22 protein-coding genes and 1 riboswitch are annotated in these 21,332 nt (G+C 39.7%); of the genes, 17 read left to right on the top strand and 5 right to left on the bottom strand.

Annotated elements, in window-relative coordinates; translation table 11 throughout:
* Positions 1-154 precede the first annotated feature (154 nt).
* The 13 genes from argC (at position 155) to ATS71_RS11515 (ending at position 10,494) form a co-directional block, all read left to right on the top strand.
* The gene (gene argC / locus ATS71_RS11455) at positions 155-1,165 is read left to right on the top strand and encodes an N-acetyl-gamma-glutamyl-phosphate reductase (RefSeq protein WP_058404948.1); all 1,011 of its coding nucleotides are present in this window, start codon (positions 155-157) and stop codon (positions 1,163-1,165) included.
* Positions 1,165-1,932, top strand: coding sequence for an acetylglutamate kinase (argB, locus tag ATS71_RS11460; RefSeq protein WP_058404949.1), 768 nt, complete (start codon positions 1,165-1,167; stop codon positions 1,930-1,932). The genes argC and argB overlap by 1 nt, the downstream gene beginning before the upstream one ends.
* A gap of 7 nt (positions 1,933-1,939) precedes the next feature.
* The gene (locus ATS71_RS11465) at positions 1,940-2,872 is read left to right on the top strand and encodes an ornithine carbamoyltransferase (protein WP_058404950.1); all 933 of its coding nucleotides are present in this window, start codon (positions 1,940-1,942) and stop codon (positions 2,870-2,872) included.
* Positions 2,869-4,071 (top strand): argininosuccinate synthase, encoded by a 1,203-nt coding sequence (locus ATS71_RS11470; protein WP_058404951.1) that lies wholly within the window; start codon positions 2,869-2,871, stop codon positions 4,069-4,071. The genes ATS71_RS11465 and ATS71_RS11470 overlap by 4 nt, the downstream gene beginning before the upstream one ends.
* A gap of 48 nt (positions 4,072-4,119) precedes the next feature.
* Positions 4,120-5,985, top strand: coding sequence for an argininosuccinate lyase (argH, locus tag ATS71_RS11475; RefSeq protein WP_058404952.1), 1,866 nt, complete (start codon positions 4,120-4,122; stop codon positions 5,983-5,985).
* A gap of 259 nt (positions 5,986-6,244) precedes the next feature.
* Positions 6,245-6,445: a hypothetical protein gene (locus tag ATS71_RS11480; protein WP_058404953.1), complete on the top strand. Its 201-nt coding sequence runs from the start codon at positions 6,245-6,247 to the stop codon at positions 6,443-6,445.
* 16 nt (positions 6,446-6,461) lie between these two features.
* Positions 6,462-6,995, top strand: coding sequence for a hypothetical protein (locus ATS71_RS11485; protein ID WP_058404954.1), 534 nt, complete (start codon positions 6,462-6,464; stop codon positions 6,993-6,995).
* Between the two features lie 353 nt (positions 6,996-7,348).
* The gene (locus ATS71_RS11490) at positions 7,349-7,855 is read left to right on the top strand and encodes a hypothetical protein (protein ID WP_058404955.1); all 507 of its coding nucleotides are present in this window, start codon (positions 7,349-7,351) and stop codon (positions 7,853-7,855) included.
* Entirely contained in the window at positions 7,856-8,389 is a 534-nt protein-coding gene (locus ATS71_RS11495; protein ID WP_058404956.1) for a hypothetical protein, read from the top strand.
* Positions 8,389-8,919, top strand: a complete 531-nt coding sequence (locus ATS71_RS11500; protein WP_058404957.1) for a hypothetical protein — start codon at positions 8,389-8,391, stop codon at positions 8,917-8,919. Before ATS71_RS11495 ends, ATS71_RS11500 begins: the two co-directional genes overlap by 1 nt.
* A complete protein-coding gene (locus ATS71_RS11505) occupies positions 8,919-9,449 on the top strand; it encodes a hypothetical protein (RefSeq protein ID WP_058404958.1) in 531 nt (176 codons plus the stop codon). The genes ATS71_RS11500 and ATS71_RS11505 overlap by 1 nt, the downstream gene beginning before the upstream one ends.
* Positions 9,449-9,979, top strand: a complete 531-nt coding sequence (locus tag ATS71_RS11510) for a hypothetical protein (RefSeq protein WP_058404959.1) — start codon at positions 9,449-9,451, stop codon at positions 9,977-9,979. The genes ATS71_RS11505 and ATS71_RS11510 overlap by 1 nt, the downstream gene beginning before the upstream one ends.
* Positions 9,979-10,494: a hypothetical protein gene (locus ATS71_RS11515; protein WP_058404960.1), complete on the top strand. Its 516-nt coding sequence runs from the start codon at positions 9,979-9,981 to the stop codon at positions 10,492-10,494. Before ATS71_RS11510 ends, ATS71_RS11515 begins: the two co-directional genes overlap by 1 nt.
* 60 nt (positions 10,495-10,554) lie before the next feature.
* Here ATS71_RS11515 and coaD read toward each other — a convergent pair whose 3' ends face one another.
* Complete coding sequence (gene coaD / locus ATS71_RS11520; protein WP_058404961.1) at positions 10,555-11,046, bottom strand: pantetheine-phosphate adenylyltransferase; 492 nt, start codon at positions 11,044-11,046, stop codon at positions 10,555-10,557.
* Between the two features lie 323 nt (positions 11,047-11,369).
* Between coaD and ATS71_RS11525 the strand changes: the two genes are divergently transcribed.
* Both ATS71_RS11525 and thiI read left to right on the top strand, forming a co-directional pair.
* Complete coding sequence (locus tag ATS71_RS11525) at positions 11,370-12,023, top strand: TetR/AcrR family transcriptional regulator (protein ID WP_006791540.1); 654 nt, start codon at positions 11,370-11,372, stop codon at positions 12,021-12,023.
* A 98-nt stretch (positions 12,024-12,121) separates the two neighbouring features.
* Positions 12,122-13,579: a tRNA uracil 4-sulfurtransferase ThiI gene (gene thiI / locus ATS71_RS11530; protein WP_058404962.1), complete on the top strand. Its 1,458-nt coding sequence runs from the start codon at positions 12,122-12,124 to the stop codon at positions 13,577-13,579.
* A gap of 46 nt (positions 13,580-13,625) precedes the next feature.
* Here the strand turns inward: thiI and ATS71_RS11535 are convergent, their stop codons facing one another.
* Complete coding sequence (locus tag ATS71_RS11535; RefSeq protein ID WP_058404963.1) at positions 13,626-14,528, bottom strand: ketopantoate reductase family protein; 903 nt, start codon at positions 14,526-14,528, stop codon at positions 13,626-13,628.
* The gene (locus ATS71_RS11540) at positions 14,521-14,871 is read right to left on the bottom strand and encodes a VanZ family protein (protein ID WP_058404964.1); all 351 of its coding nucleotides are present in this window, start codon (positions 14,869-14,871) and stop codon (positions 14,521-14,523) included. Before ATS71_RS11540 ends, ATS71_RS11535 begins: the two co-directional genes overlap by 8 nt.
* A gap of 153 nt (positions 14,872-15,024) precedes the next feature.
* On the opposite strand from ATS71_RS11540, the gene ATS71_RS11545 reads away from it, so the two are divergent.
* Both ATS71_RS11545 and ATS71_RS11550 read left to right on the top strand, forming a co-directional pair.
* Entirely contained in the window at positions 15,025-15,507 is a 483-nt protein-coding gene (locus ATS71_RS11545; protein WP_058404965.1) for a YajQ family cyclic di-GMP-binding protein, read from the top strand.
* Between the two features lie 175 nt (positions 15,508-15,682).
* Positions 15,683-15,846: riboswitch (cobalamin riboswitch) on the top strand.
* A gap of 33 nt (positions 15,847-15,879) precedes the next feature.
* Positions 15,880-17,706 (top strand): TonB-dependent receptor domain-containing protein, encoded by a 1,827-nt coding sequence (locus ATS71_RS11550; protein ID WP_058404966.1) that lies wholly within the window; start codon positions 15,880-15,882, stop codon positions 17,704-17,706.
* Between the two features lie 44 nt (positions 17,707-17,750).
* Here ATS71_RS11550 and msrA read toward each other — a convergent pair whose 3' ends face one another.
* Positions 17,751-18,287, bottom strand: a complete 537-nt coding sequence (gene msrA, locus ATS71_RS11555; protein WP_058404967.1) for a peptide-methionine (S)-S-oxide reductase MsrA — start codon at positions 18,285-18,287, stop codon at positions 17,751-17,753.
* A 79-nt stretch (positions 18,288-18,366) separates the two neighbouring features.
* Positions 18,367-21,332, bottom strand: a 2,966-nt coding sequence (locus ATS71_RS11560) for an efflux RND transporter permease subunit (RefSeq protein WP_235591473.1), incomplete at its 5' end; no start/stop codon positions are given.

Genomic DNA, 21,332 nt, shown 5'->3' on the forward strand with positions numbered 1-21,332 from the left:
AATTCACTTTTTAAGCATAAATATATTAAGTAACACCATGAAGATAATGCGACGATAATCAAAATTCATTAATAAATAAGACTTAATTAGCACCTAAGCTAGTGTAAGCGAAACATAAGTAAGTAGTAATAAATTTTAAGATAACGAGTAAATAATGAATGTAATGATTATTGGCGCAAGTGGTTACAGCGGCGCAGAACTAGCAAGCCTTATTGCTAAACACCCAAATTTAACTTTATCAGGTTGTTATGTATCTGAAGGTAGCCTAGACAAACATAAATTACTGAGTGATTTATACCCAGAACACTTAGGCTTACTTGATATTCCTTTACTTCCTCTTACCAAATCAGCGTTTGACGACATTAACGCGAATGCAGATTACGTATGCCTGTGTACCGACCATAAAGTCAGTGTAGATTTAGCGCCGCAATTTTTAGCGATGGGCAAAAAGGTGTTTGACCTATCGGGTGGTTACCGCCTAGCAAGTAATGACGATTACGTTACTTATTATGGCTTTGAACATAAGCACCCTGAGCTACTAAATGAATCGGCATACGGTTTAGCAGAGTGGAATAGCAATGCAATTGCAAATGCAAAGTTAGTGGCTGTTGCGGGTTGTTACCCTACTGCGGCACTGAATGCGTTAAAGCCATTACAGCTCGCAGGCTTACTGGGTGAACAATCGATTATTATTAATGCAGTATCGGGTGTTACCGGCGCAGGGCGTAAAGCCAGTGTAGGTACTCATTTTTGTGAAGTATCGCTAGCGCCATATGGTTTATTTAACCACCGTCACGGACCAGAAATAGAACAGCACCTGGGCCATAAGGTTTTATTTACACCTCATTTAGGTAACTTTGCTCGCGGTATTTTAGAAACGATTTACGTGCAACTAAAACCTGAGGTGACAAGTGAGCAAGTAGCAACGGCTTATGATGTGCTTTCAAAAGAGCCTTTAATTCGTTTGTTAGGCAATAAAATTCCATCAATCAAAGGGGTTGCAAAGCAGCCACACGTTGATATTGGGTGGCAACAGCAAGGCTCGCAATTAATTGTTGTTGCGGCAATCGATAACCTACTTAAAGGTGCTGCGGGGCAAGCTTTGCAATGTATTAATTTATCTATGGGTTTAAACCATACCACAGGCTTAAAAGGAGCGTTTTAATGAGTAAAAAAACGTGGGTTATTAAGCTTGGCGGTGCTGTACTTAATACTGAAAATGCAGCTCACGCGTTATTTGAAGTGTTATCTAATCAGCCAAACCATAACTTTGTAATTGTGCATGGTGGTGGGGCATTAGTCGATACATGGTTAAAAGAGGCAGGTTTTGTTAGTGCTAAACATCAAGGTTTACGTATTAGCCCTGCTGAACAAATGCCGCATATAGTCGGTGCACTTGCAGGGTGTGCAAACAAGCAGCTAATGGCTCAAGCTATTTCTGCTGGCCACAAGCCTGTTGGCTTAAGCCTTTATGAAGCAGGCGTAACCGCATCGCAAAAGCTCAAAGCATTGTGTTTAGTAGGTAAGTGCGAAAGCAACGATGACTCTATTATTAACGATTTACTAAACGTCGGGCGCCTACCTATTGTTAGCTCAATAGGATTTGATGAACAAGGACTTTGGTACAACGTTAATGCTGACGAGGCTGCGGCCGCTATTGCTAATAATTTAAATGCAGAGCTTATTTTTATGACCGATGTAGAGGCCGTACTTGACGCTAATAAGCAGCCGTTACATCACCTTGACACAAAACACATTGAGACTTTAATTGCAGAGGGAGTAATTGTGGGCGGGATGGAGGTCAAAGTTAAGACCAGTCTTCACGCTGCCCTACACTTACGACGCGGTGTGTATATTTCCAGCTGGCAAAAGCCAGAAAATTTAACTGCTTTGCTGCAAGGCGAGCATGTCGGAACAAAGATTACACCATAGGGTTACCATGTTAGATAATTTTTTAACCGGTCTAGAGTTAGACCAACAAGGCGCACTTAATTTATTAAAGCTAGCGCGTGATTTAAAAGCAAATCCCGAGAAATACAGCCAAGTACTAGCGGGTAAGTCAGTTGTTACACTATTTGAAAAGCAAAGCCTACGTACACGTTTATCGTTTGATATTGGTATTAATCGTTTAGGTGGCCACGCTGTTTATTTAGATCAGCAAAATGGCGCTATGGGCGCTCGCGAATCGGTAAAAGATTTTGCACTAAATATTTCTACATGGGCTGACGGTATTGTAGCGCGTGTTAATCAGCACAGTACATTAACAACGTTAGGTGAATACTCCTCTGTGCCTGTGGTTAATAGCTTATGTGACTTGTACCACCCGTGCCAAGCACTGGCAGATTTTTTAACCCTTCAAGAAGTGCATGGCGATGTGAGCGAACTTAAAGTGGCTTACCTCGGCGAGGGTAATAACGTTACCCATTCATTAATGCTATTAGCGGCAACGCTAGGTACTGATTTTGTTGCTGTTACACCAAAAGGCAGCTCGCCTGATTCGCAAATTCTTAAAAAGGCTGAGCAAATAGCTGCAATGAACGGCGCATCAGTCATGGTAAGTGACCGTGTAGAAGCGGCGGTTGGCGCAAACGTTGTTTACGCCGATACATGGGTTTCAATGGGGGACGATACCCCGCTTGAGCAAGTTAAAGAAAAATACATGCCTTATCAGCTAAACCAAGCATTGCTAGATCAAACAGGGGCGACTACGGTATTACATTGTCAACCGGCACACCGTGAGTTTGAAATTACTTCTGAGGTAATGGATGGCCCAGCATCTAAAATTATTCAACAAGCAGAAAATCGCATGCATGCGCAAAATGCTCTGCTAGTTACATTACTAAATCCAAATTTTGTTAAGGAACACCTATGAGTTCAATTAAAAAAGTCGTTTTAGCCTATTCGGGTGGTCTAGATACATCGGCTATCGTGCCATGGTTAAAAGAAAACTACGGTTGTGAGGTAATCGCGTTTGTTGCCGATGTAGGCCAAGGCGCAGAAGAGCTTGAAGGCGTAGAGGCAAAAGCAATTGCTTCGGGCGCATCTGAGTGTTACGTAGTTGACTTAAAAGACGAAATGGTAAGTGACTACATTTACCCAACGCTTAAAACGGGTTCTATTTACGAAGGTACGTATTTACTTGGTACGTCTATGGCGCGCCCAATTATTGCTAAGGCGCAAGTAGAGATTGCACGTAAAGTAGGGGCTGATGCACTTTCACATGGTTGTACGGGTAAAGGTAACGACCAAGTACGTTTTGAATCGTGTTTTGCAGCGCTTGCACCTGAGCTAAAAGTTATTGCGCCATGGCGTGAGTGGGACTTATCAAGCCGTGAATCACTATTAGATTACTTAGCCGAGCGTGATATTCCGTGTTCTGCTTCAGCAACAAAAATTTACAGCCGTGATGCAAACGCATGGCATATTTCGCACGAAGGTGGCGAGCTTGAAGATCCATGGTGTGAGCCTAGCGATCAAGTATGGACCTGGACTAACTCTCCAGAGCAAGCCCCAGATAAAGCCGAACTTGTAACATTAAAAGTAGTTGAAGGTGAAGTGGTTGCTGTAAATGGCGAAGAGCTTAAACCTTATGATTGTTTAGTTAAATTAAACGACATTGCATCACCGCATGGTGTTGGCCGTGTAGATATAGTCGAAAACCGTTTAGTCGGTATGAAATCACGCGGTTGTTACGAAACCCCAGGTGGTACTGTGATCATGGCGGCGCTTCAAGCAATAGACGAGCTGGTACTTGATAAATCAAGCCGTAAGTGGAAAGAAGTATTAGGCGGCGAATTTTCGCACTTAGTGTACGACGGACGTTGGTTTACGCCACTTAAAGATTCTATTTTAGCCGGTGCAGAAGCGCTGTCTACACTAGCAACGGGCGAAGTGGTACTTAAGCTTTATAAAGGCCAAGTGACTGCGGTTCAGAAAAAATCACCTAACAGCCTATACAGCGAAGACTTTGCAACCTTTGGCGAAGACGATGTGTATGACCAATCACATGCTGAAGGCTTTATTCGTTTGTTCTCGCTTTCAAGCAGAATTTCGGCGTTGTCTAAAAAGTAAATTTTACGCCCCTTATAAAAGGGGCATTACAGGGTTTGGAGATATTTCATGGCATTATGGGGCGGACGTTTTTCTACGGGTCCAGACGAGGCGTTTAAGCAATTTAACGACTCTCTTCCATTTGACTACCAATTAGCAGAGCAAGATATTATTGGCTCTGTGGCATGGGCTGGCGCACTTGAACAAGTGAACGTGTTATCAAGCGATGAGCACAAAGAATTAGTATCGGCATTATACGAGTTACTCGAAGAGGTAAAAGCAGATCCAACCGCTGTAGCTACCTCAGGTGCTGAAGATATTCATTCACATGTTGAAGCCGCTTTAATCGAAAAAGTGGGTGACCTAGCTAAAAAGTTACACACAGGCCGAAGTCGAAATGACCAAGTGGCCACCGACTTTAGATTATGGTGCCGTGATACTGCCGATCATATTTTAAAAGCCATTGCGCAATTAAAAGCTGAATTTGTTGCGTTAGCCGAACGTGAACTGGGGACTATTTTACCAGGTTATACCCATTTACAACGTGCACAACCCGTACTATTTAGCCACTGGTGTATGGCGTATGTTGAAATGCTAGAACGCGACGAAAGCCGTTTGCAAGACGCTAAAGCCCGTATGAACTATTGTCCGCTAGGCAGTGGCGCGTTGGCTGGCACTGCTTACCCAATTGACCGCCAAACACTTGCACAAGGGTTAGGTTTCACAGGAGCAACAAAAAATAGCTTGGATGGCGTTTCAGACCGTGATTTTGTTGTTGAGTTATTAAGTTGTGCTTCAATTTCAATGATTCATTTATCGCGTATGTCTGAAGATTTAATTTTTTATAACTCAGGTGAAGCGGGCTTTATTGAGCTTGCCGACAATGTTACGTCTGGCTCGTCTTTAATGCCGCAAAAAAAGAACCCAGATGCACTTGAGCTTATTCGTGGTAAAACAGGCCGTGTATTTGGTGCCTTTAGCGCCATGATGATGACCCTTAAAGCATTACCACTTGCTTATAACAAAGATATGCAAGAAGACAAAGAAGGCATTTTTGATGCGATGCCAACATGGCTTGCCTGTATTCATATGGCACAAGCGTGTATTAAAGGCGTAAAAGTAAAAGGTGAGCGTACATTGGCTGCGGCAAAAGGTGGCCATGCAAATGCAACCGAGCTGGCTGATTACTTAGTGGCTAAAGGGGTACCTTTTAGAGAAGGCCATCATATTGTGGGGGTGTTAGTACAGCTTGCAATAAGTGAGGATAAAACGCTTGAGGAGCTCTCACTTGAGCAATATAAATCAGTAAATGATGTATTTGAAGACGACGTTTATCCGGTACTTGAAATAGACGCCTGTATTAAAGCGCGTCAAGCAATTGGCGGTACCTCTATTGAGCAAGTCACTAGCGCAATTAAAGCAGCCAAAAAAAAACAGCAGATAACGGTTCGTGATGCCAACCTAGACGACGTTGAATCCATTGCAAAACTTATTCAACATTGGGCAACCGTCGGCGAAAATTTGCCGCGTGCAAAAAGTGATATGGTGCATTCAATTAATGAATTTGCTGTAACCGAAATAGACGGCAAGGTGTCGGGCTGTGCATCGCTGTATATATACGATACAGGCCTTGCAGAGATACGCTCTTTGGGTATTGACCCGCAAAGTGCGGTGACTGGGCAAGGGCGGCAATTAGTTGACCATTTGCTAATAAAAGCCAAAAAATTGGCACTTAATCGCGTAATTGTACTTACGCGCGTGCCAGACTTTTTTGAAAAACAAGATTTTGCTTTTTGCAGTAAAGACAGCCTGCCTGAAAAAGTAATGAAAGATTGTGAATTGTGCCTTCGTAAAGAAAACTGCGACGAAGTAGCAATGGAATATATTTTAAAGCCAAGTAATAAAGCGGCGATCCCGTGTAAATTCGTGGCTTAAACTCCCTGGATACAAAAAACGTACGGTTACCCCTGTGCGTTTTTTTATGCCTGAGTTTGTCTGGTCGGATGTGTTTTGGTTGTTTCAATTACTAGTAATTTACTTAAAAATAATATTTAAATAAAAGTTGGTATATAGCTTGCTAATAGTTACGTAGTTATAAAATAGCAACTACCACCATGAGTAGTGCATATACCTACACAATGGTGTGATTTAGTTTTACGCCAATTAAATTTAAACTTTTATAAGGATCAATTACATGCAAATTTCAGCTAATAACCAAGTGCAAATGCAAGCATACAACAAAACACAACAATTACAGCCTTTGGCTCAACAAACTGCTAGCACTAAAACCCTACAATCTGATACAGTAAGTTTCTCGCAAGAAGGTTTAAGTGCGGCAAGTGTTGATTTACAGCGTGCTGGTGTTTTGCCACCTGACATGATTAAACCAAAGTGATAATTTAAGGCGTTAGATGTTATTACAAGAGTTATTTGGGCTGTTTTCTCTCTCCGCATTTTTTATGTGGGGGTTTTTAATGGCTTTTTTTTTTAATGTATTTGTTTACTCACTGGATGTAAAAAGAGACACGACCCTTTTGGTCAGTTCTTTGGTTATGATGTGTTCATACACCTTATCAGATTACTTTTTTACTTGGCTTTCTTTTAAAAATTCATTCTACTTAAATTTCGCCTTATATGATATCGCTACAATTATCGCTCTTCTGTGCTTATACAAAATAGTAAAAAAAACCACGCCATCTTTTTTATATTTAGTATTAGGCTTAAGCATTAATACTATTTTATTTTTATTAATGCATTTAGACACTGACATTTATGAAAATAAACATCATTGGTGGTTTTGGGAGGTTTATATGTACGCTATGAACTCAATAGATTTTATTATGATTGTAGCTATAATAGTTGATAGAGATATTTTAGGGCTTCATAAACTTAAGAATACAATCAGCACATTACTAAACCCAAGCGCCAATTCAAATGTGCCCTAGCTTAAAATTCATTTTTATTTTTGCGATGAAAAAACGTCAAAGCATACATCAAAGTGCGGTAACTTTCCTCCAAGTGACTATGGTACGACTACCAGCCATTATAAAGTATTAATCCACTGTCACTCAGCTTTAGACTGTAAAATAAAAGCATACTCCTTAAATTTGGTAAACAACAAAATCATGAAACGCTTTAAAACTAGCCCCAACTATCTACGTAAATTAGCGCATTAGTACAATGGGGTATTTTTTAATGTCTTTTTTGTCCTACTTGGTTTTAAGCATATATAAACCCATCCAATTAAATATGTACTTACCGGCCAGAACTGTCGGCTCTTACTATGTAAGCGATTGCCATGTTAGATGACCTAGTATTAAGTCCAGATGTAAGTTTTTATATTGGGGCATTGGTGCAGTGGGGTTTTTTAATGGCTTTTTTGTACTCATTCGTTTCTAGCATTAATAAGCCTGACAAAAAGCGTGTTTGGTTATCGCTAGTGATGACTGTTTCATATCTATCAAGCCTTTTTATAGATATTCAAACAGTACTGTACCTCGATTTTTTTTATTTTGATATGGCCACTATTTTTGCCCTAGTGGTACTTAATTTAATTATTAAAGAGAGGCTTATATTTGCCTATTTATTAGTGGGACTCTCAGTGAATGCCATCCTATTTTTAGGAATGCATTTAGATACTGTGGTTTATAACAACTACGAGCCTTGGCTTTTTACAATAGTTTATTCTTGGCTAGTTAACTTTAACGACTTTGCTATGGTTGCTGTTTTTTTCATTAAAAAAGATTTCTTAGGTTTAGTTAAAGCAAAATTATGCATATATAAAAAATTGAGTCGAAGTGTATAAATGCTTGAACATGCAACATTAATACTTGGTTCAATCAACGCCCATTTGAGTATTTTTATCACATGGCTTTTTGCTTTTGCATTTCTTTATAATTTAACAATAAGCATAAATGTTAAAAACAGAAGCGTTATGTTCCTGTCTTTAATAATGATGGTGTCTTATACGCTGACCTTAATAATGGGAAAAGCGCAAGTAATTATTACGACTTCGTTTTATTTAGATTTTGCTCTATCTGACGTGGTTGCTATTTTTGCAATCGTGACCTTTTCACACTTTTACAAAGCGCCTTACTCAATTGCATATTATTATCTTACTCTTGGTTTGAGTCTTAACGCTATGCTGTTTTTGGTTATGCATTACGATTATGCTGTTTTGGCTAATTATGATTATTGGTGGGTTTGGGGGTTGTATGCTATTGGACAGGTTTCTAGTGATATAATAATGGCTTTAGTTCTCATTATGAACAAAGATATTTTAGGTTTGGTTAAATTGAAAAATGTTGTGTTGAATCTAAAAGCACCGGTGGCTAGGTAATGGGGAGTTTTTTGGAGGACTTCTTTTGGAGTCTCGCTGAAATTAGCGAGCTCTTAGGCATACTTATTACATGGTTATTTGTTTTTACATTTTTATATAACTTGTCTGCTGCTATTAATAAACCTGACAATAGCCGCACTCAACTGTCATTCATTATGATGGTTTCTTATACGTTGAGTTTGTACATAGACATGTATACTCCATTACTGTATCTACAATTATTTGCCTTTGATGTGGTCACTATTGCCGTTATTTTTATCTGGCGGTTGTGCTTAGGTAAAGTAATCCCTATTGGCTTTTATTATTTAATCGTTGGGCTGTGCATTAACGCATCGCTTTTTATGGCCATGCATATTGATATAATGGTAAATCTAAATTACGAATTTTGGTGGTTGTGGATGCTTTATGGCTTTTCAACACTTATTGTTGACTTCATAATGGCTGTAGTACTTATTGCTAATAAAGATATTTTAGGGTTGGTCAAATTAAAAAATATTTTACTGAATCGTAAAATACCGGTGGCTAGGTAATGGGTAGTGTTTTGGAAAACATTTTTTTTAGCCTCGCTGAAATTGCTGAGCCCTTTGGCATACTCATTACATGGCTATTTGTTTTTACATTTTTGTATAACTTGTCTGCGGCTATTAATAAACCTGATAATAGCCGCACTCAACTGTCATTCATTATGATGATTTCGTATTCGTTGAATTTGTACATAGATGCATATACGCCATCAGTTCATTTACAGTTATTTGCCTTTGATGTTGTCACTATTGTCGTTATTTTTATTTGGCGACTGTACTTTGGTAAGGTTATCCCTATTGGCTTTTATTATTTGATAGTAGGTCTCACTATAAATGCGACTCTCTTTATGGCGCTATATATTGAATCAATTGTAAAGCTATATGATGGATATTGGTGGTTATGGGGAGTTTACGGATCAGTTATGCCACTTGTCGATTTAATTATGGCTGTAGTACTTATTGCCAATAAAGATTTTTTAGGGGTAGTTAAATTAAAAAATAGTATGTTAAATCGTAAAACACAGGCAGTTATGTAATGGGGAATAGATTGGAAGACTTCTTCTGGTTTATGGTCTCTATCGGTGAGCTTTATGGAATTTTTATTGCTTGGCTGTTTGTTTTCACTTTTTTATATAACTTGTCTGCGGCTATTAATAAAACCGATAATAGCCGAACTCAACTTTCATTCATTATGATGGTTTCTTATACGTTGAGTTTATATATAGATATAAGCCAATACTCTGTCCACCTTCAGGTGTTAGCTTTTGATGTAGTTACCATTGCCGTTATTTTTATTTGGCGTTTTTGTTTTGTCAAAGTACCTCCCATTGCTTTTTACTATTTAATTGCAGGGCTATGCATTAACGCATCGCTTTTTTTGGCCATGCATATCGATAATGGAATCAATCAGAATTACAAATTTTGGTGGTTATGGGGGGTATACTGTTTATTGATGCCTTTTGACGAATTAGTCATGGCTTTAGTACTCATTATTAATAAAGATATTTTAGGCTTGGTTAAATTAAAAAACAGTCTATTCAATCGTAAAAAACAGGTTTCTGTTTAATGGGTAGTTTTTTGGAAGACTTCTTTTGGCTAATGGTTTCAATTGGTCAACCTTTTGGTATTTTTACTACGTGGCTATTTATTTTCACCTTTTTATATCATTTGTCTGCGGCTATTAATAAAACCGATAATAGTCAAACTTACCTGTCATTCATTATGATGGTTTCTTACACCTTATGTTTATACATAGATATGTATACACCGCTAAAGCATTTACAGTTATATATTTTTGATGCGGTTACTATCGCAGCTATTATCATTTGGCGTTACAGCCTAGGCAGAATGATCCCTGTTAGCTTTTACTATTTGGTAGGGGGGTTATCTGTTAACGCAACGCTTTTTTTGGCAATACATATTGATACAATGCTAGATCCGTATAGTGAATATTGGTGGCTATGGGGAGTATACGCGTTAGTGATGCCGCTTGTTGATATAACAATGGCCGTTGTACTTGTTACAAATAAAGATTTATTAAAACTGGTGTGGTTAACTAAAAAACTAACCACACGTAGTTAATGTATCGCTAGAGGCTGCATACCTCTAAATTTTTTGCTTTGGTAAAGCACTTCACTAGGCTTAATTAGTACTGCAGCCTACTTTATCTTTGAGTGCTTTTACAATAATAGGGTCTACAAATTCGCTTACATCACCCTGATGACGCGCCACTTCTTTAACTAAAGTAGATGAAATAAAAGAATTTTTTTCAGCAGGTGTTAAAAATACACTTTCAAGATCGGGGTTTAGGCGGCGATTCATGTTTGCTAATTGAAATTCATAATCAAAGTCAGACACCGCTCTTATACCGCGAATAAGTACGTGAGCATTGTGATCGCGTGCTAAATCAGCCAGTAATCCAGAAAAACCAATAACTTTTACGTTATCTAGATGGCTTAATATTGTGTTTGCTAGCGCCACACGCTCTTCAAGGTTAAAACATGGCTGTTTACTTGGGTTATTAGCAACGGCAACCAAAACAGTATCAAACATTTTAGCAGCACGTTGTATAAGGTCTGTGTGCCCATTAGTAAGTGGATCAAAAGTGCCGGGGTAAATTGCTGTAACGTTCATAAGGTTCACAAATTATAATTTTAGCGTAGTTTAACAGTGTTTACAGTACAAAGCAGCCCAGTCGCATGTGCAGCTAGTAGGTATTATTTTAGTGACTATTAAGGGTGAGAATATGCCGTAAAAGCATGACGCTATTTATAGCTCGCTTTTTTGGTTTCAAACTAATCGCTGTGGTTAAGTCGTCTTTTATGTTGAATAACTTTCAATCCATTAAGGTCAACACGATCTAGTTGTAAGGGGAGTGTTTTAATTGTTAATTTTGTTTATACTGCCTATCCAAATTTGAGTGTAATGTAGCCAGTAGACTATTTGAGTATTAGCATATGAATACCAAGGAAAAAATAATACACACCAGTATTTCGTTGTTTAATGAAAATGGTGAACGTGCAATAACAACTAATCATATTGCATCGAGCTTAGGGATGAGTCCGGGTAATCTTTATTATCATTTTAAAAATAAAGAAGACATTATTCGCCATATTTTTGCGCTTTACCGTGATCATTTAAGTACACATTTTAAGCCTATTGATAAAGACGACGATGCATTTAGTCATTTAACTGCTTATCTCGACTCGCTATTTGAACTTATGTGGCGTTTTCACTTTTTTTACGACAACCTTGGCGATATCCTCTCTAGAGATACCGACTTAAAACAAGCGTATATTGATTTTCAGCTTGAGTTACTAGAGCAAGTTCGTAACGTTATTTTGGGGTTGCGAGATAAAGGCATGATCGCCATTGACGAACAAGACGTGACCGAATTAGCACACACACTTAAATTAACCGTTAGCTTTTGGACACCTTACATAAAAGCACGAAGACCCAGTGGTTCGTTGGCTGAGCAAGATATTTATTATGGTATTTTAAAAGTATTGGCTTTATTTAGAGCTTACAGTACAGAAAAAAGCAGCGTACAGATGAACCAACTTCGCGAAAAGTACACGGCACTTGCACAGCAAGCACCGGCAGTAGCATAACGCCTCATTTATTGGCTGTTTCCTAGACGTTAAAATTTTTGCTATAATCGCGCGCCAAATGCCTGGGAGCGCGAATTCCCGCAGTCTAAGAGTGAACTATGCTTAAATTTATCGTCAAACTACACCCCGAAATAGCTATCAAAAGCCGCTCGGTTCGTAAACGCTTTACTAAAGTGTTAGAAAATAACATTAAAATTGTATTGCGTCGTATTGACGAAAAAGTACAAGTAAGAAACAACTGGGATAACATTTCAGTTGTTACCAAATTAACTGATGCGCAAACTCGGTTAGACTTTATTGATGGTTTGCAACGCATTCCAGGTATAGTGCAATTTATTGAAGTGACCGAAGTCGAATTTAGTACTTTGGACGAAATTTATCAAAAAACCTTTGAATTAATTGGCCACACAATTGCGGGTAAAACATTTTGCGTACGTGCAAAACGTATAGGCCAACACGACTTTACATCAACCGATTTAGAGCGTTACGTTGGTGGTGGTTTAAACCAACACGTTGAAGGTGCCCGCGTAAAACTTAGCCGCCCAGAGGTGACTATTCGCCTAGAAGTCAAAGACGACAAAGCCTACATTGTAACGCAAACACATTTGGGTATGGCGGGCTTCCCTTTGCCAACTCAAGAAGATGTACTGTCGTTAATGTCGGGTGGGTTTGACTCAGGTGTTGCTAGCTACCAAATGATACGAAAAGGTGCGCGTACGCACTTTTTGTTCTTCAACTTAGGTGGTGCTGCCCATGAAATTGGCGTTAAACAAGCCAGTTACTTTTTATGGAAAAAGTACAGCTCTACCCACAAAGTCAAATTTATAACGGTAGACTTTGAACCTGTTGTTGCCGAAATTTTAGAAAACGTTGAGAACAGCCAAATGGGCGTTGTCCTTAAACGTATGATGATGCGTGCCGGTAGCGCAGTGGCCGAAAAGCTAAATATTCAAGCACTTGTAACGGGTGAGAGTATTGGGCAGGTGTCTAGCCAAACGTTGGCTAACTTAAGTGTTATTGACCGCGTAACCGAAACGCTTATTTTACGTCCGCTTATTCAGCACGATAAGCAAGAGATTATTAATATTGCGCGCCAAATTGGTACCGCTGAAATGGCTGAAACTATGCCAGAATACTGTGGTGTTATATCTAAAAAGCCAACGGTAAAAGCAAAAATAGACGTGATTAAAGGCGAAGAAGAAAAGTTCGACTTTGATGTACTTGATACCGTTATAGATAACGCGCGTGTTATGGATGTTCGTGATATCGACGTAGCAGCCAAGCAAGAGCTAAAAGAGGCTGAATCGGTTGCCGATTTACCGCCTGGCTCTGTGGTTGTTGATATTCGTTCACCAGAAGAAGAAGATGCCGCGCCGCTTGAAATTGAAGGTATTGAAGTAATCCACTTACCGTTTTTCCGTTTAGCTACTAAATTTGGCGATCTACCAAAAGATAAAGACTATTACCTGTATTGCGATAGAGGTGTAATGAGCCAGTTGCAAGCGCTTATTTTGCACGAGCAAGGGTTTACAACAGTTAAAGTGTATCGCCCTTAAGAAATAAGTTAGTAAGTTACGGGTTAATAGTTTATGAAAGCGTGGTTTATACCACGCTTTTTTTTGCCTGAATTTTAGCAAGTAGCTCATTATTTGTAGGGGTATTAATGTTGTAGCGTTTGCCTTGCTCGCTAATATACCCACAAATGGCCATTATTTCTGTTGGCTTGTTATTAGCAATATCTTGTTGCATTGACGAATAATTTTCAGCGGTAAGTGCCATTACGGTGTAAGCATTATTCAATGCATCAGCTAAAGCGATATTCAATCCTTGCGCATTAGCAACTCTGCAGCCCTCATAGAGCAAGCTCATTATAGTTGCGCTAAATATAGGAACGCGTAATTGGCCATTTTTTATATTATGAAGCGCAGTTAGCGGGTTAATAGCCACATTAACCAGTAGCTTTTCAAAGCGAAGCTGCTCAATGTTATTAACTACTTTTAAGTTTGGGATTGCTTGGAGTAGTGGTGATATACATTGTGGGTTTTTAACTGCGAGGTTGTTACAGCCACCAATCACGCTTTGTCCTTCACCGGTATGTTGCACAATGTACGGATTAGACTTAAATCCGGCCATGCTGGTGGTTAAAAAGTAAAGTGCTTGCTGAGTGTGTAACTGAGGCATTAGTTCTTCAATATTTCCCATTCCATTATGAGAAATTACCAGTGTTGAATTATTAGCTAGGTAAGGTTTTACTTGTGCAAACGCGTCTTGAACCTGAAAAGCTTTAACCGTAAAAATAACAATATCATAACTAGGTTGCTGCGCCAGTTCACCTAAATTAATAAAGCGTGCATTAATTTTATGTGACGGGGCATTTTTACGGCTATAAAAACGGGTATTGCAGGTTGGCTTGCGTGTTAAAACATGTACCGTATTTTCTTTACTTAAAAAGTGACTCATTAATAGGCCTATAGCGCCATCACCTATAATTAAAATGTTAGTCATAGGGATTCTTTTTGCGAGGAGTAAAAATTACTCTTAGTAAAAAGTAGCTAGCAGCACCCGCAAAATCAGCGATAAAATCGCCAATAGAGGCTTGCCTATAGGGAAGTGCATCTTGCATTATTTCAATTGATGCACCGTAACCGGCTAATAATAAAACTTGTGCGTATAAAGGAAGCTTAAACGCTTTATCCATAATAACGGCAAGCACAAAAAAAATCCCAAAATGGGCTACTTTATCAATGTGTGGAAATAGGTTAGCTGCGCCTTTTATTTCTTTGGCAAATAAAAAAGTAAACGCCACGATGCTGAGCAAAAAAACTGCTTGGTAAACACGCCTTGTCACGTAAAATCCTAGAGTCGCTTAAAAAAGAAACTTGAGTATATCAAACTAAATGAGTATCGCACCTGAACAAGATGCAGAAAAATGTAAAGATTTATAGTTTTAGCGTTATAATTGCGTCATAAAAATTAAGATTGAATAGTTAGGAGAAAACCAATGCCTTCATTTGATATTGTATCTGAAGTAGAAATGAACGAAGCACAAAATGCGGTTGATAACGCAAACCGTGAACTTGAGACTCGCTTTGACTTTAGAGGTGTTGATGCATCTATTGAGCTAAACGACAAAACAATTAAACTTAAAGCTGAAGCTGATTCACAGGTTATGCAGTTGTTTGATATTTTAGCCGGTAAAGTTTCTAAGCGTGGTATGGATGTAGCTAGCCTAGAGCTTCAAGACATTAGCCGTGCGGGTAAAAATGTTTTTCGTAACGTTGCGCTTAAGCAAGGTATTGAAAAAGACATGGCTAAAAAAGTAGTTAAAGCTATTAAAGATTCAAAAGTAAAAGTGCAAGCGGCTATTCAAGGCGAAGAAGTGCGCGTAACGGGTAAAAAGCGTGATGACTTACAAGCTGCTATGCAAGTTGTGCGTACTGCCGATTTAGGTCAGCCATTTCAGTTTAAAAACTTCCGCGATTAATTATAGGGGGCTTTTTGAGCGCCCTTTAAATAATAAGCCAAATAGCCGCGATAGTTATTTGGCTTTTTTATGAGCTGTTTAAATTCGTTTAAGTATGCTAAATCTTTTTTAGCTGTATAGACGTCCGTTGACATTTTTTATTAAACTCCTCACAATAGCGGCCTATTTTCAAGGTGCTTATTAATTTTTTCAATGGTTTGATTTTTTTAATAAGATAATCGGGAAGTTGGTGCGTTTTCATGATGACTACAATCCCAACACTGCCCCCGCAACGGTAAAGTAATACATAAAGCTATGTACTTGCTGAGTCCGGAGACCGGCCTTGATGTAATCTTACTTAGTTCTTTGCGGTGGGCAAAGAAGGGGAACATCATGTTAAATAAAACAACTCTTGGCGTTGCAATTACTGCTGCGCTGTCACTATCTGTATCTGCTGCAGAGCAATCAATCGAAACCATTACGGTAACCGCTAATAAGTTTGAACAATCAATTACTAATGTATTAGCGAGCGTAAATGTTATAACTCGTGATGACATAGAAGCCAGTAATGTTCGCGACTTACCAACGCTATTAACGTCTCAAGTTGGCTTTCAGGTAAACCCTAATGGCGGTTTTGGTCAAAATGCCGGTGTTTCACTGCGCGGTACGGGATCAGGTGATACGCTAATTTTAATAGACGGTGTGCGCACAGGTTCGGCAACGCTTGGTCAAAAAGCATTAAGCAATGTGCCATTAAATAGTATTGAGCGCATTGAAATAATAAAAGGTTCACGTGCTGCAGTGTATGGCTCTGATGCGCTAGCGGGTGTTATTAATATTATAACGCGCGAGTCAGATAACCTTTCTGTTAGTGCTATGTTTGGGTCTGATTCATATCAAGACTACCAGCTTGCTGGCTCTGTAAAAACAGGTGATCTGACAACGGCTTTTAATGCTGGGTTTGAAAAAACAGATAACTTTGATGTACTGCAAGGTGTTGCCCCCGATGAAGACGGCTTTGAAAACAAAAACCTTGGCTTTAAAGTAAATTATACCGATGCGCACTACGGCGACTTTAAGTTACTAGGGCAATACAGTGAAGGCTTTGCTGATTACGACAGTCGTTTTAGTCCTGCCGATAGTACGATTGAGCGAGGTGATTTTAAAAATTACCAGCTTTCGGCTGGTTGGAATAAAGACTATAACAATCAAACACACAGCATTGATATTGCATTTGCAACGGATGATTCAGACAACCGTTATGTTGATTTTTCTCAAGGGCCTACAACGAGTACCTTTATTACTAAGCGCTCACAAATTGACTATAACGGTCAATACCGTTTAAACGATTCGTTAAACATTAGTGGTGGTATTAATTGGTACAACGATGACGTGTCACAAAGCTCCACCACGTTTGAAGTGCAAGAGCGCGATGTATTAGCGGTATTTGTTGGCGCATATTACGATGCGGATGAGTTGCTTGCTAATTTAACCATTCGTCAAGATGACGATGAGCAATTTGGTAATGAAACAACGTATACCGCGGCGGCAGGTTATCACTTATCCGAAAACGCTACATTTAGAATAAGCCAAAGCACGGGCTTTAAAGCGCCTACTTTTAATGATTTATATTTTCCACTTTACGGCAATGCTAATCTTCAACCCGAAACGTCAGTAAATCGCGAGCTTGGCTTAAACATTGACTTTGAAACTGCACGTGTTGATGTCGCTATTTTTAGAAATGAAATTGAAGATAAAATTGCTTACGACACTAATTTTGCACTCACCAATATTAATGAGGCTCAATATGAAGGTGTTGAGTTTAGCCTGATTAATCAAATTTTTGGCTTTGATAGTAATGTGAATTTTGCTTACTTAAGTGCAGAAGATAAAGAAACTGGCGAAGCGCTTAGAAACGTTGCTAAACGAACCTTTAATTGGGAGCTTGCAAAACAGTTTGGTGCATTTGATACAAGCCTAGCAATGCAATATCGCGGTGAGCGAGCAGGGGCTGTTTCACAATTAGGGTCTTATACGCTTTGGAATTTAGCGGGTAATTACCAAGTAAACGATGAGGTTACGGTGTCCCTTCGTGTTGAAAACTTATTTGATAAAGAGTACAACGCAGTCGATTCTAACGCTGATTTTACAACAGGGCAGGTGTACTACTACAACACGCCAGAGCGCCGCTTTTTTGCTGGTATAGATTACCAGTTTTAAATAATCTAAACAGAAAGCCCGGTTTTACCGGGCTTTTTAGTGTTTTACTCAGCTAAAAACTCTTTAAATACGGTTTCAAACTTGTGTAATTTTGGCGCGATTAACATACTGCAATAGCCCTGTTGCGGGTTTTCGTTGTAGTAATCTTGATGATAGTGCTCAGCAGGATAGTAAGTTGTTACCGGGCTTACTTCGGTTACAATTGGCTCACTAACATGAGTTTGTAACTGTTCAATCATAGTATTAGTAAGCGCAAGTTGTTCGTCATTATGGTAATAAACAACACTGCGATATTGTGTGCCAATATCGTTACCTTGGCGATTTAACTGCGTGGCATCGTGCAAAGTAAAAAACATAGCGAGCAAGGTTTCAAAGCTTACAATGGTGCTATCAAATTCAACTTTTACTACTTCGGCATGGCCCGTTGTACCAGTGCATACTGATTTGTATGTTGGATCGTCAGTATTGCCACCGGTATAACCCGAGCTTACATCCGACACGCCATTTACACGCCTAAATGCTGCGTCAATACACCAAAAACAGCCACCACCAAAGGTTGCTACTTGCGTTGTTGAACTCATAATTATTCCTAATATTAGACAAAGGTCACGCAAAACATAAAGCCTAGCGTCGTAACAAGGTTACGACGCGTTAGCTTGCTTAGATCTCTTCAAGCGGTTTTTCGGCTGCTTGCTTATTAAGTTTTTGTTGTAAATACTCAGGTGACTGTGTGTTGCGTGCAAGCGCATAATACGCTGCTGGTACAACAAATAAGGTAAGTAGCGTTGAAACAATAACCCCGGTGAATACCACAACACCAATTACCATACGGCTTTCAGCACCAGGGCCTGATGCTAATACTAATGGCACTGAGCTCATAACCGTAGTTAACGATGTCATTATTATTGGACGTAAACGTTGTGTAGCCGCTTGTAATATTGCTTCGCTAAATTCTACACCTTTGTCGCGTAATTGGTTGGTAAATTCAACAATGAGTATCCCGTTTTTAGCACTTAACCCTATGAGCATAACAATACCTATTTGGCTGTAAATATTAAGCGTCAGTCCGGTAGACCAAAGGCCAAACATCGCGCCCATTAAACCAAGCGGTACTGTAAGCATAATTACAAATGGGTGCATAAAGCTTTCAAATTGCGCGGCCAGTACCAAAAAGGTGACTGTTAGCGCTAAAACAAATACGTAGGTCATTGCTGATGCGCCTTCGTAATAAAGCTGAGATTCCCCTTTGTAGTCAACGGCACCATCAATGTCGTTTTCTTGCGCGGCTACTTCATTTAAAAAGTTAAGTGCTTGTTCAAGTGTGTAACCATCGGCTAAGTTTGCGCTCAATGTTATTGAACGCATACGGTTGTATCGGTTTAAACGCGAGGCTGTAGCCTCTTCTTTTAAGCTTATTAGGCTATCTAGCGGAACCAGCTCGCCACTGCGTGATTTAAGGTATATGTTTGAAATATCGGTTGGGTTGTTAAAGTCTTCTTTTGTACCTTTCAAAATCACATCGTATTCTTCACCTCTATCTATAAAGGTTGTTACACGACGCTGACCCAGCATGGTTTCGAGTGTACGGCCAACATCAGACACAGACACCCCTAAATCTGCTGCTTTATTTTTATCGATGCTAACTAAAAACTGTGGGAATGTTTCTTTGTAATCGTGATCGATTCTGACAAGGCCCGGGTTTTGTTCAGCACGTTTAATAATGCGGTCACGCCAATCGGCAAGTTGAGCATAATCATTACCTTGCAGAACAAATTCAATAGGGCGAGATGAACCGCCGCCGCCAATGCCTCGGCGCATAATTGCAAACGCACGTACATCGGTGACTTCGCGCATTTTACCGCTAATTTCATCCATCACTTCCCACGTAGAGCGCTTGCGTTTATCCCAATCAGCCATACCAACAATAGCAACACCGCCGCTTCCGCCCCAGCCTGGAACACGAACAAGCACGCGGCTTAGCTCGCCAGACTCAGAGTAAGGCATAAGGCGTTCTTCAATTTTTGCCATATTGGCGGCATTATTTTCGTAGCTAGCTCCTTCAGGCCCGCTCATCATAATAAAAAAGGTGCCGCGATCTTCTTTAGGTGTTAGCTCTGAAGGTACTTGCAGTAATAATGAATAACTCACAAAACCCGCTAATACTAGGCTGACTAACAAGCCCCACTTTTTTGTCATGTTGGTTGAAAGTGAATTACGGTAACTGCGCTCTAATTTAGTAAACTGGCGGTCCATCCATTGGCTAAATTTATTAGGTTTGTCGGCACTTTTTAGAACTTTTGAACACAATGCAGGTGCAAGCGTAAGCGCGGTAACACTTGAGAAAAATACAGCGGCGCTGACAGCCATCGCAAATTCGGTGAATAACGCGCCTATTCGGCCATCCATAAATACTAAAGGAACAAACACCGAAATAAGCACCAATGTTGTTGCAACAATTGCAAAGCCTACTTCTCGTGCGCCTCTGTACGCTGCCAGTAATGGTGGCTCGCCAAGCTCTATGCGGCGGTGAATGTTTTCAAGCATTACTATGGCGTCATCAACAACCAAGCCAATGGCAAGTACTAACGCAAGTAGGGTTAATAAGTTGATTGAATACCCCATAGCGAGCAAACACATAAAGCTACCTACCAAGGCTACGGGTACGGTAACAGCAGGAATAAGCGTTGCACGAATATTGCCTAAAAACAAAAATATAACTAAAACAACTAAGCCCATAGAAATGGCAAGCGTACTGTATACTTCGCTAATCGACTCTTTAATGAATACAGACGAGTCGTAACTGTCTTGAATTGTTGTGCCTTCTGGTAGGTTACGTTTGATTTTTTCAAGCTCACTACGTGCGTTATCTACCACGGTTAAAGTATTTGCCTTGGCTTGTTTTACAATACCCAAGCCAATCATGTTGCGGCCGTTACCACGGAATAAACTTTCGTCGTCGGCGGCCTCTAGTTGAACGTCGGCCACTTCACCAAGGCGAACTAAATAGCCATCTTCGCCGCGTTTAATAACTAAATTTTTAAAGTCGCGCTGATCTTTGTAGCTTCGAGCTGTGCGTACCGTAAAGTCGCGATCAATTGATTCAATTTCACCGGCAGGTAACTCAACATTTTCTGTACGCAGGGTGTTTTCTATATCGCTTGAGGTAATTCCGCGTGCAGCCATTGCTTGGCGGTTGAGCCAAATTTTCATCGCGTATTGGCGCTCTCCGCCAATTCGAACATTAGAGACCCCATCTACAACTGCTAAGCGATCAACAATAAAACGCTGTGCATAATCAGAAAGCTGTAACGAGTCCATGGTTTCGCTATTAAGTACAAACCATGCAATAGGGCTTTCATCACTGTTCGACTTAGATACCTCAGGCGGACGAACTTGTTCAGGTAAGCTGTCGAGTGCACGTGCAACACGTTCACGTACATCGTTAGATGCTGCATCTATATCGCGACTTATATTAAACTCAATAGTAATGTTTGAGCGGCCATTACGGCTTGATGAGTTTATACTTTTAATACCTTCAATACCGGATATTCGGTTTTCGATAACTTGGGTTATTTTAGTTTCGATTATCTCCGCTGATGCCCCGGTATATGTGGTGCTAATATTTA

Origin of the sequence: Pseudoalteromonas sp. H71, from assembly GCF_001468485.1 — a bacterium.
Classification (GTDB): domain Bacteria; phylum Pseudomonadota; class Gammaproteobacteria; order Enterobacterales; family Alteromonadaceae; genus Pseudoalteromonas.

Bases quoted from the DNA above. Each gene is read 5' to 3' on its own strand.
- argC (WP_058404948.1), top strand. From the start codon at position 155: ATGAATGTAATGATTATTGGCGCAAGTGGTTACAGCGGCGCAGAACTA.
- argB (WP_058404949.1), top strand. From the start codon at position 1,165: ATGAGTAAAAAAACGTGGGTTATTAAGCTTGGCGGTGCTGTACTTAAT.
- ATS71_RS11465 (WP_058404950.1), top strand. From the start codon at position 1,940: ATGTTAGATAATTTTTTAACCGGTCTAGAGTTAGACCAACAAGGCGCA.
- ATS71_RS11470 (WP_058404951.1), top strand. From the start codon at position 2,869: ATGAGTTCAATTAAAAAAGTCGTTTTAGCCTATTCGGGTGGTCTAGAT.
- argH (WP_058404952.1), top strand. From the start codon at position 4,120: ATGGCATTATGGGGCGGACGTTTTTCTACGGGTCCAGACGAGGCGTTT.
- ATS71_RS11480 (WP_058404953.1), top strand. From the start codon at position 6,245: ATGCAAATTTCAGCTAATAACCAAGTGCAAATGCAAGCATACAACAAA.
- ATS71_RS11485 (WP_058404954.1), top strand. From the start codon at position 6,462: ATGTTATTACAAGAGTTATTTGGGCTGTTTTCTCTCTCCGCATTTTTT.
- ATS71_RS11490 (WP_058404955.1), top strand. From the start codon at position 7,349: ATGTTAGATGACCTAGTATTAAGTCCAGATGTAAGTTTTTATATTGGG.
- ATS71_RS11495 (WP_058404956.1), top strand. From the start codon at position 7,856: ATGCTTGAACATGCAACATTAATACTTGGTTCAATCAACGCCCATTTG.
- ATS71_RS11500 (WP_058404957.1), top strand. From the start codon at position 8,389: ATGGGGAGTTTTTTGGAGGACTTCTTTTGGAGTCTCGCTGAAATTAGC.
- ATS71_RS11505 (WP_058404958.1), top strand. From the start codon at position 8,919: ATGGGTAGTGTTTTGGAAAACATTTTTTTTAGCCTCGCTGAAATTGCT.
- ATS71_RS11510 (WP_058404959.1), top strand. From the start codon at position 9,449: ATGGGGAATAGATTGGAAGACTTCTTCTGGTTTATGGTCTCTATCGGT.
- ATS71_RS11515 (WP_058404960.1), top strand. From the start codon at position 9,979: ATGGGTAGTTTTTTGGAAGACTTCTTTTGGCTAATGGTTTCAATTGGT.
- coaD (WP_058404961.1), bottom strand. From the start codon at position 11,046: ATGAACGTTACAGCAATTTACCCCGGCACTTTTGATCCACTTACTAAT.
- ATS71_RS11525 (WP_006791540.1), top strand. From the start codon at position 11,370: ATGAATACCAAGGAAAAAATAATACACACCAGTATTTCGTTGTTTAAT.
- thiI (WP_058404962.1), top strand. From the start codon at position 12,122: ATGCTTAAATTTATCGTCAAACTACACCCCGAAATAGCTATCAAAAGC.
- ATS71_RS11535 (WP_058404963.1), bottom strand. From the start codon at position 14,528: ATGACTAACATTTTAATTATAGGTGATGGCGCTATAGGCCTATTAATG.
- ATS71_RS11545 (WP_058404965.1), top strand. From the start codon at position 15,025: ATGCCTTCATTTGATATTGTATCTGAAGTAGAAATGAACGAAGCACAA.
- ATS71_RS11550 (WP_058404966.1), top strand. From the start codon at position 15,880: ATGTTAAATAAAACAACTCTTGGCGTTGCAATTACTGCTGCGCTGTCA.
- msrA (WP_058404967.1), bottom strand. From the start codon at position 18,287: ATGAGTTCAACAACGCAAGTAGCAACCTTTGGTGGTGGCTGTTTTTGG.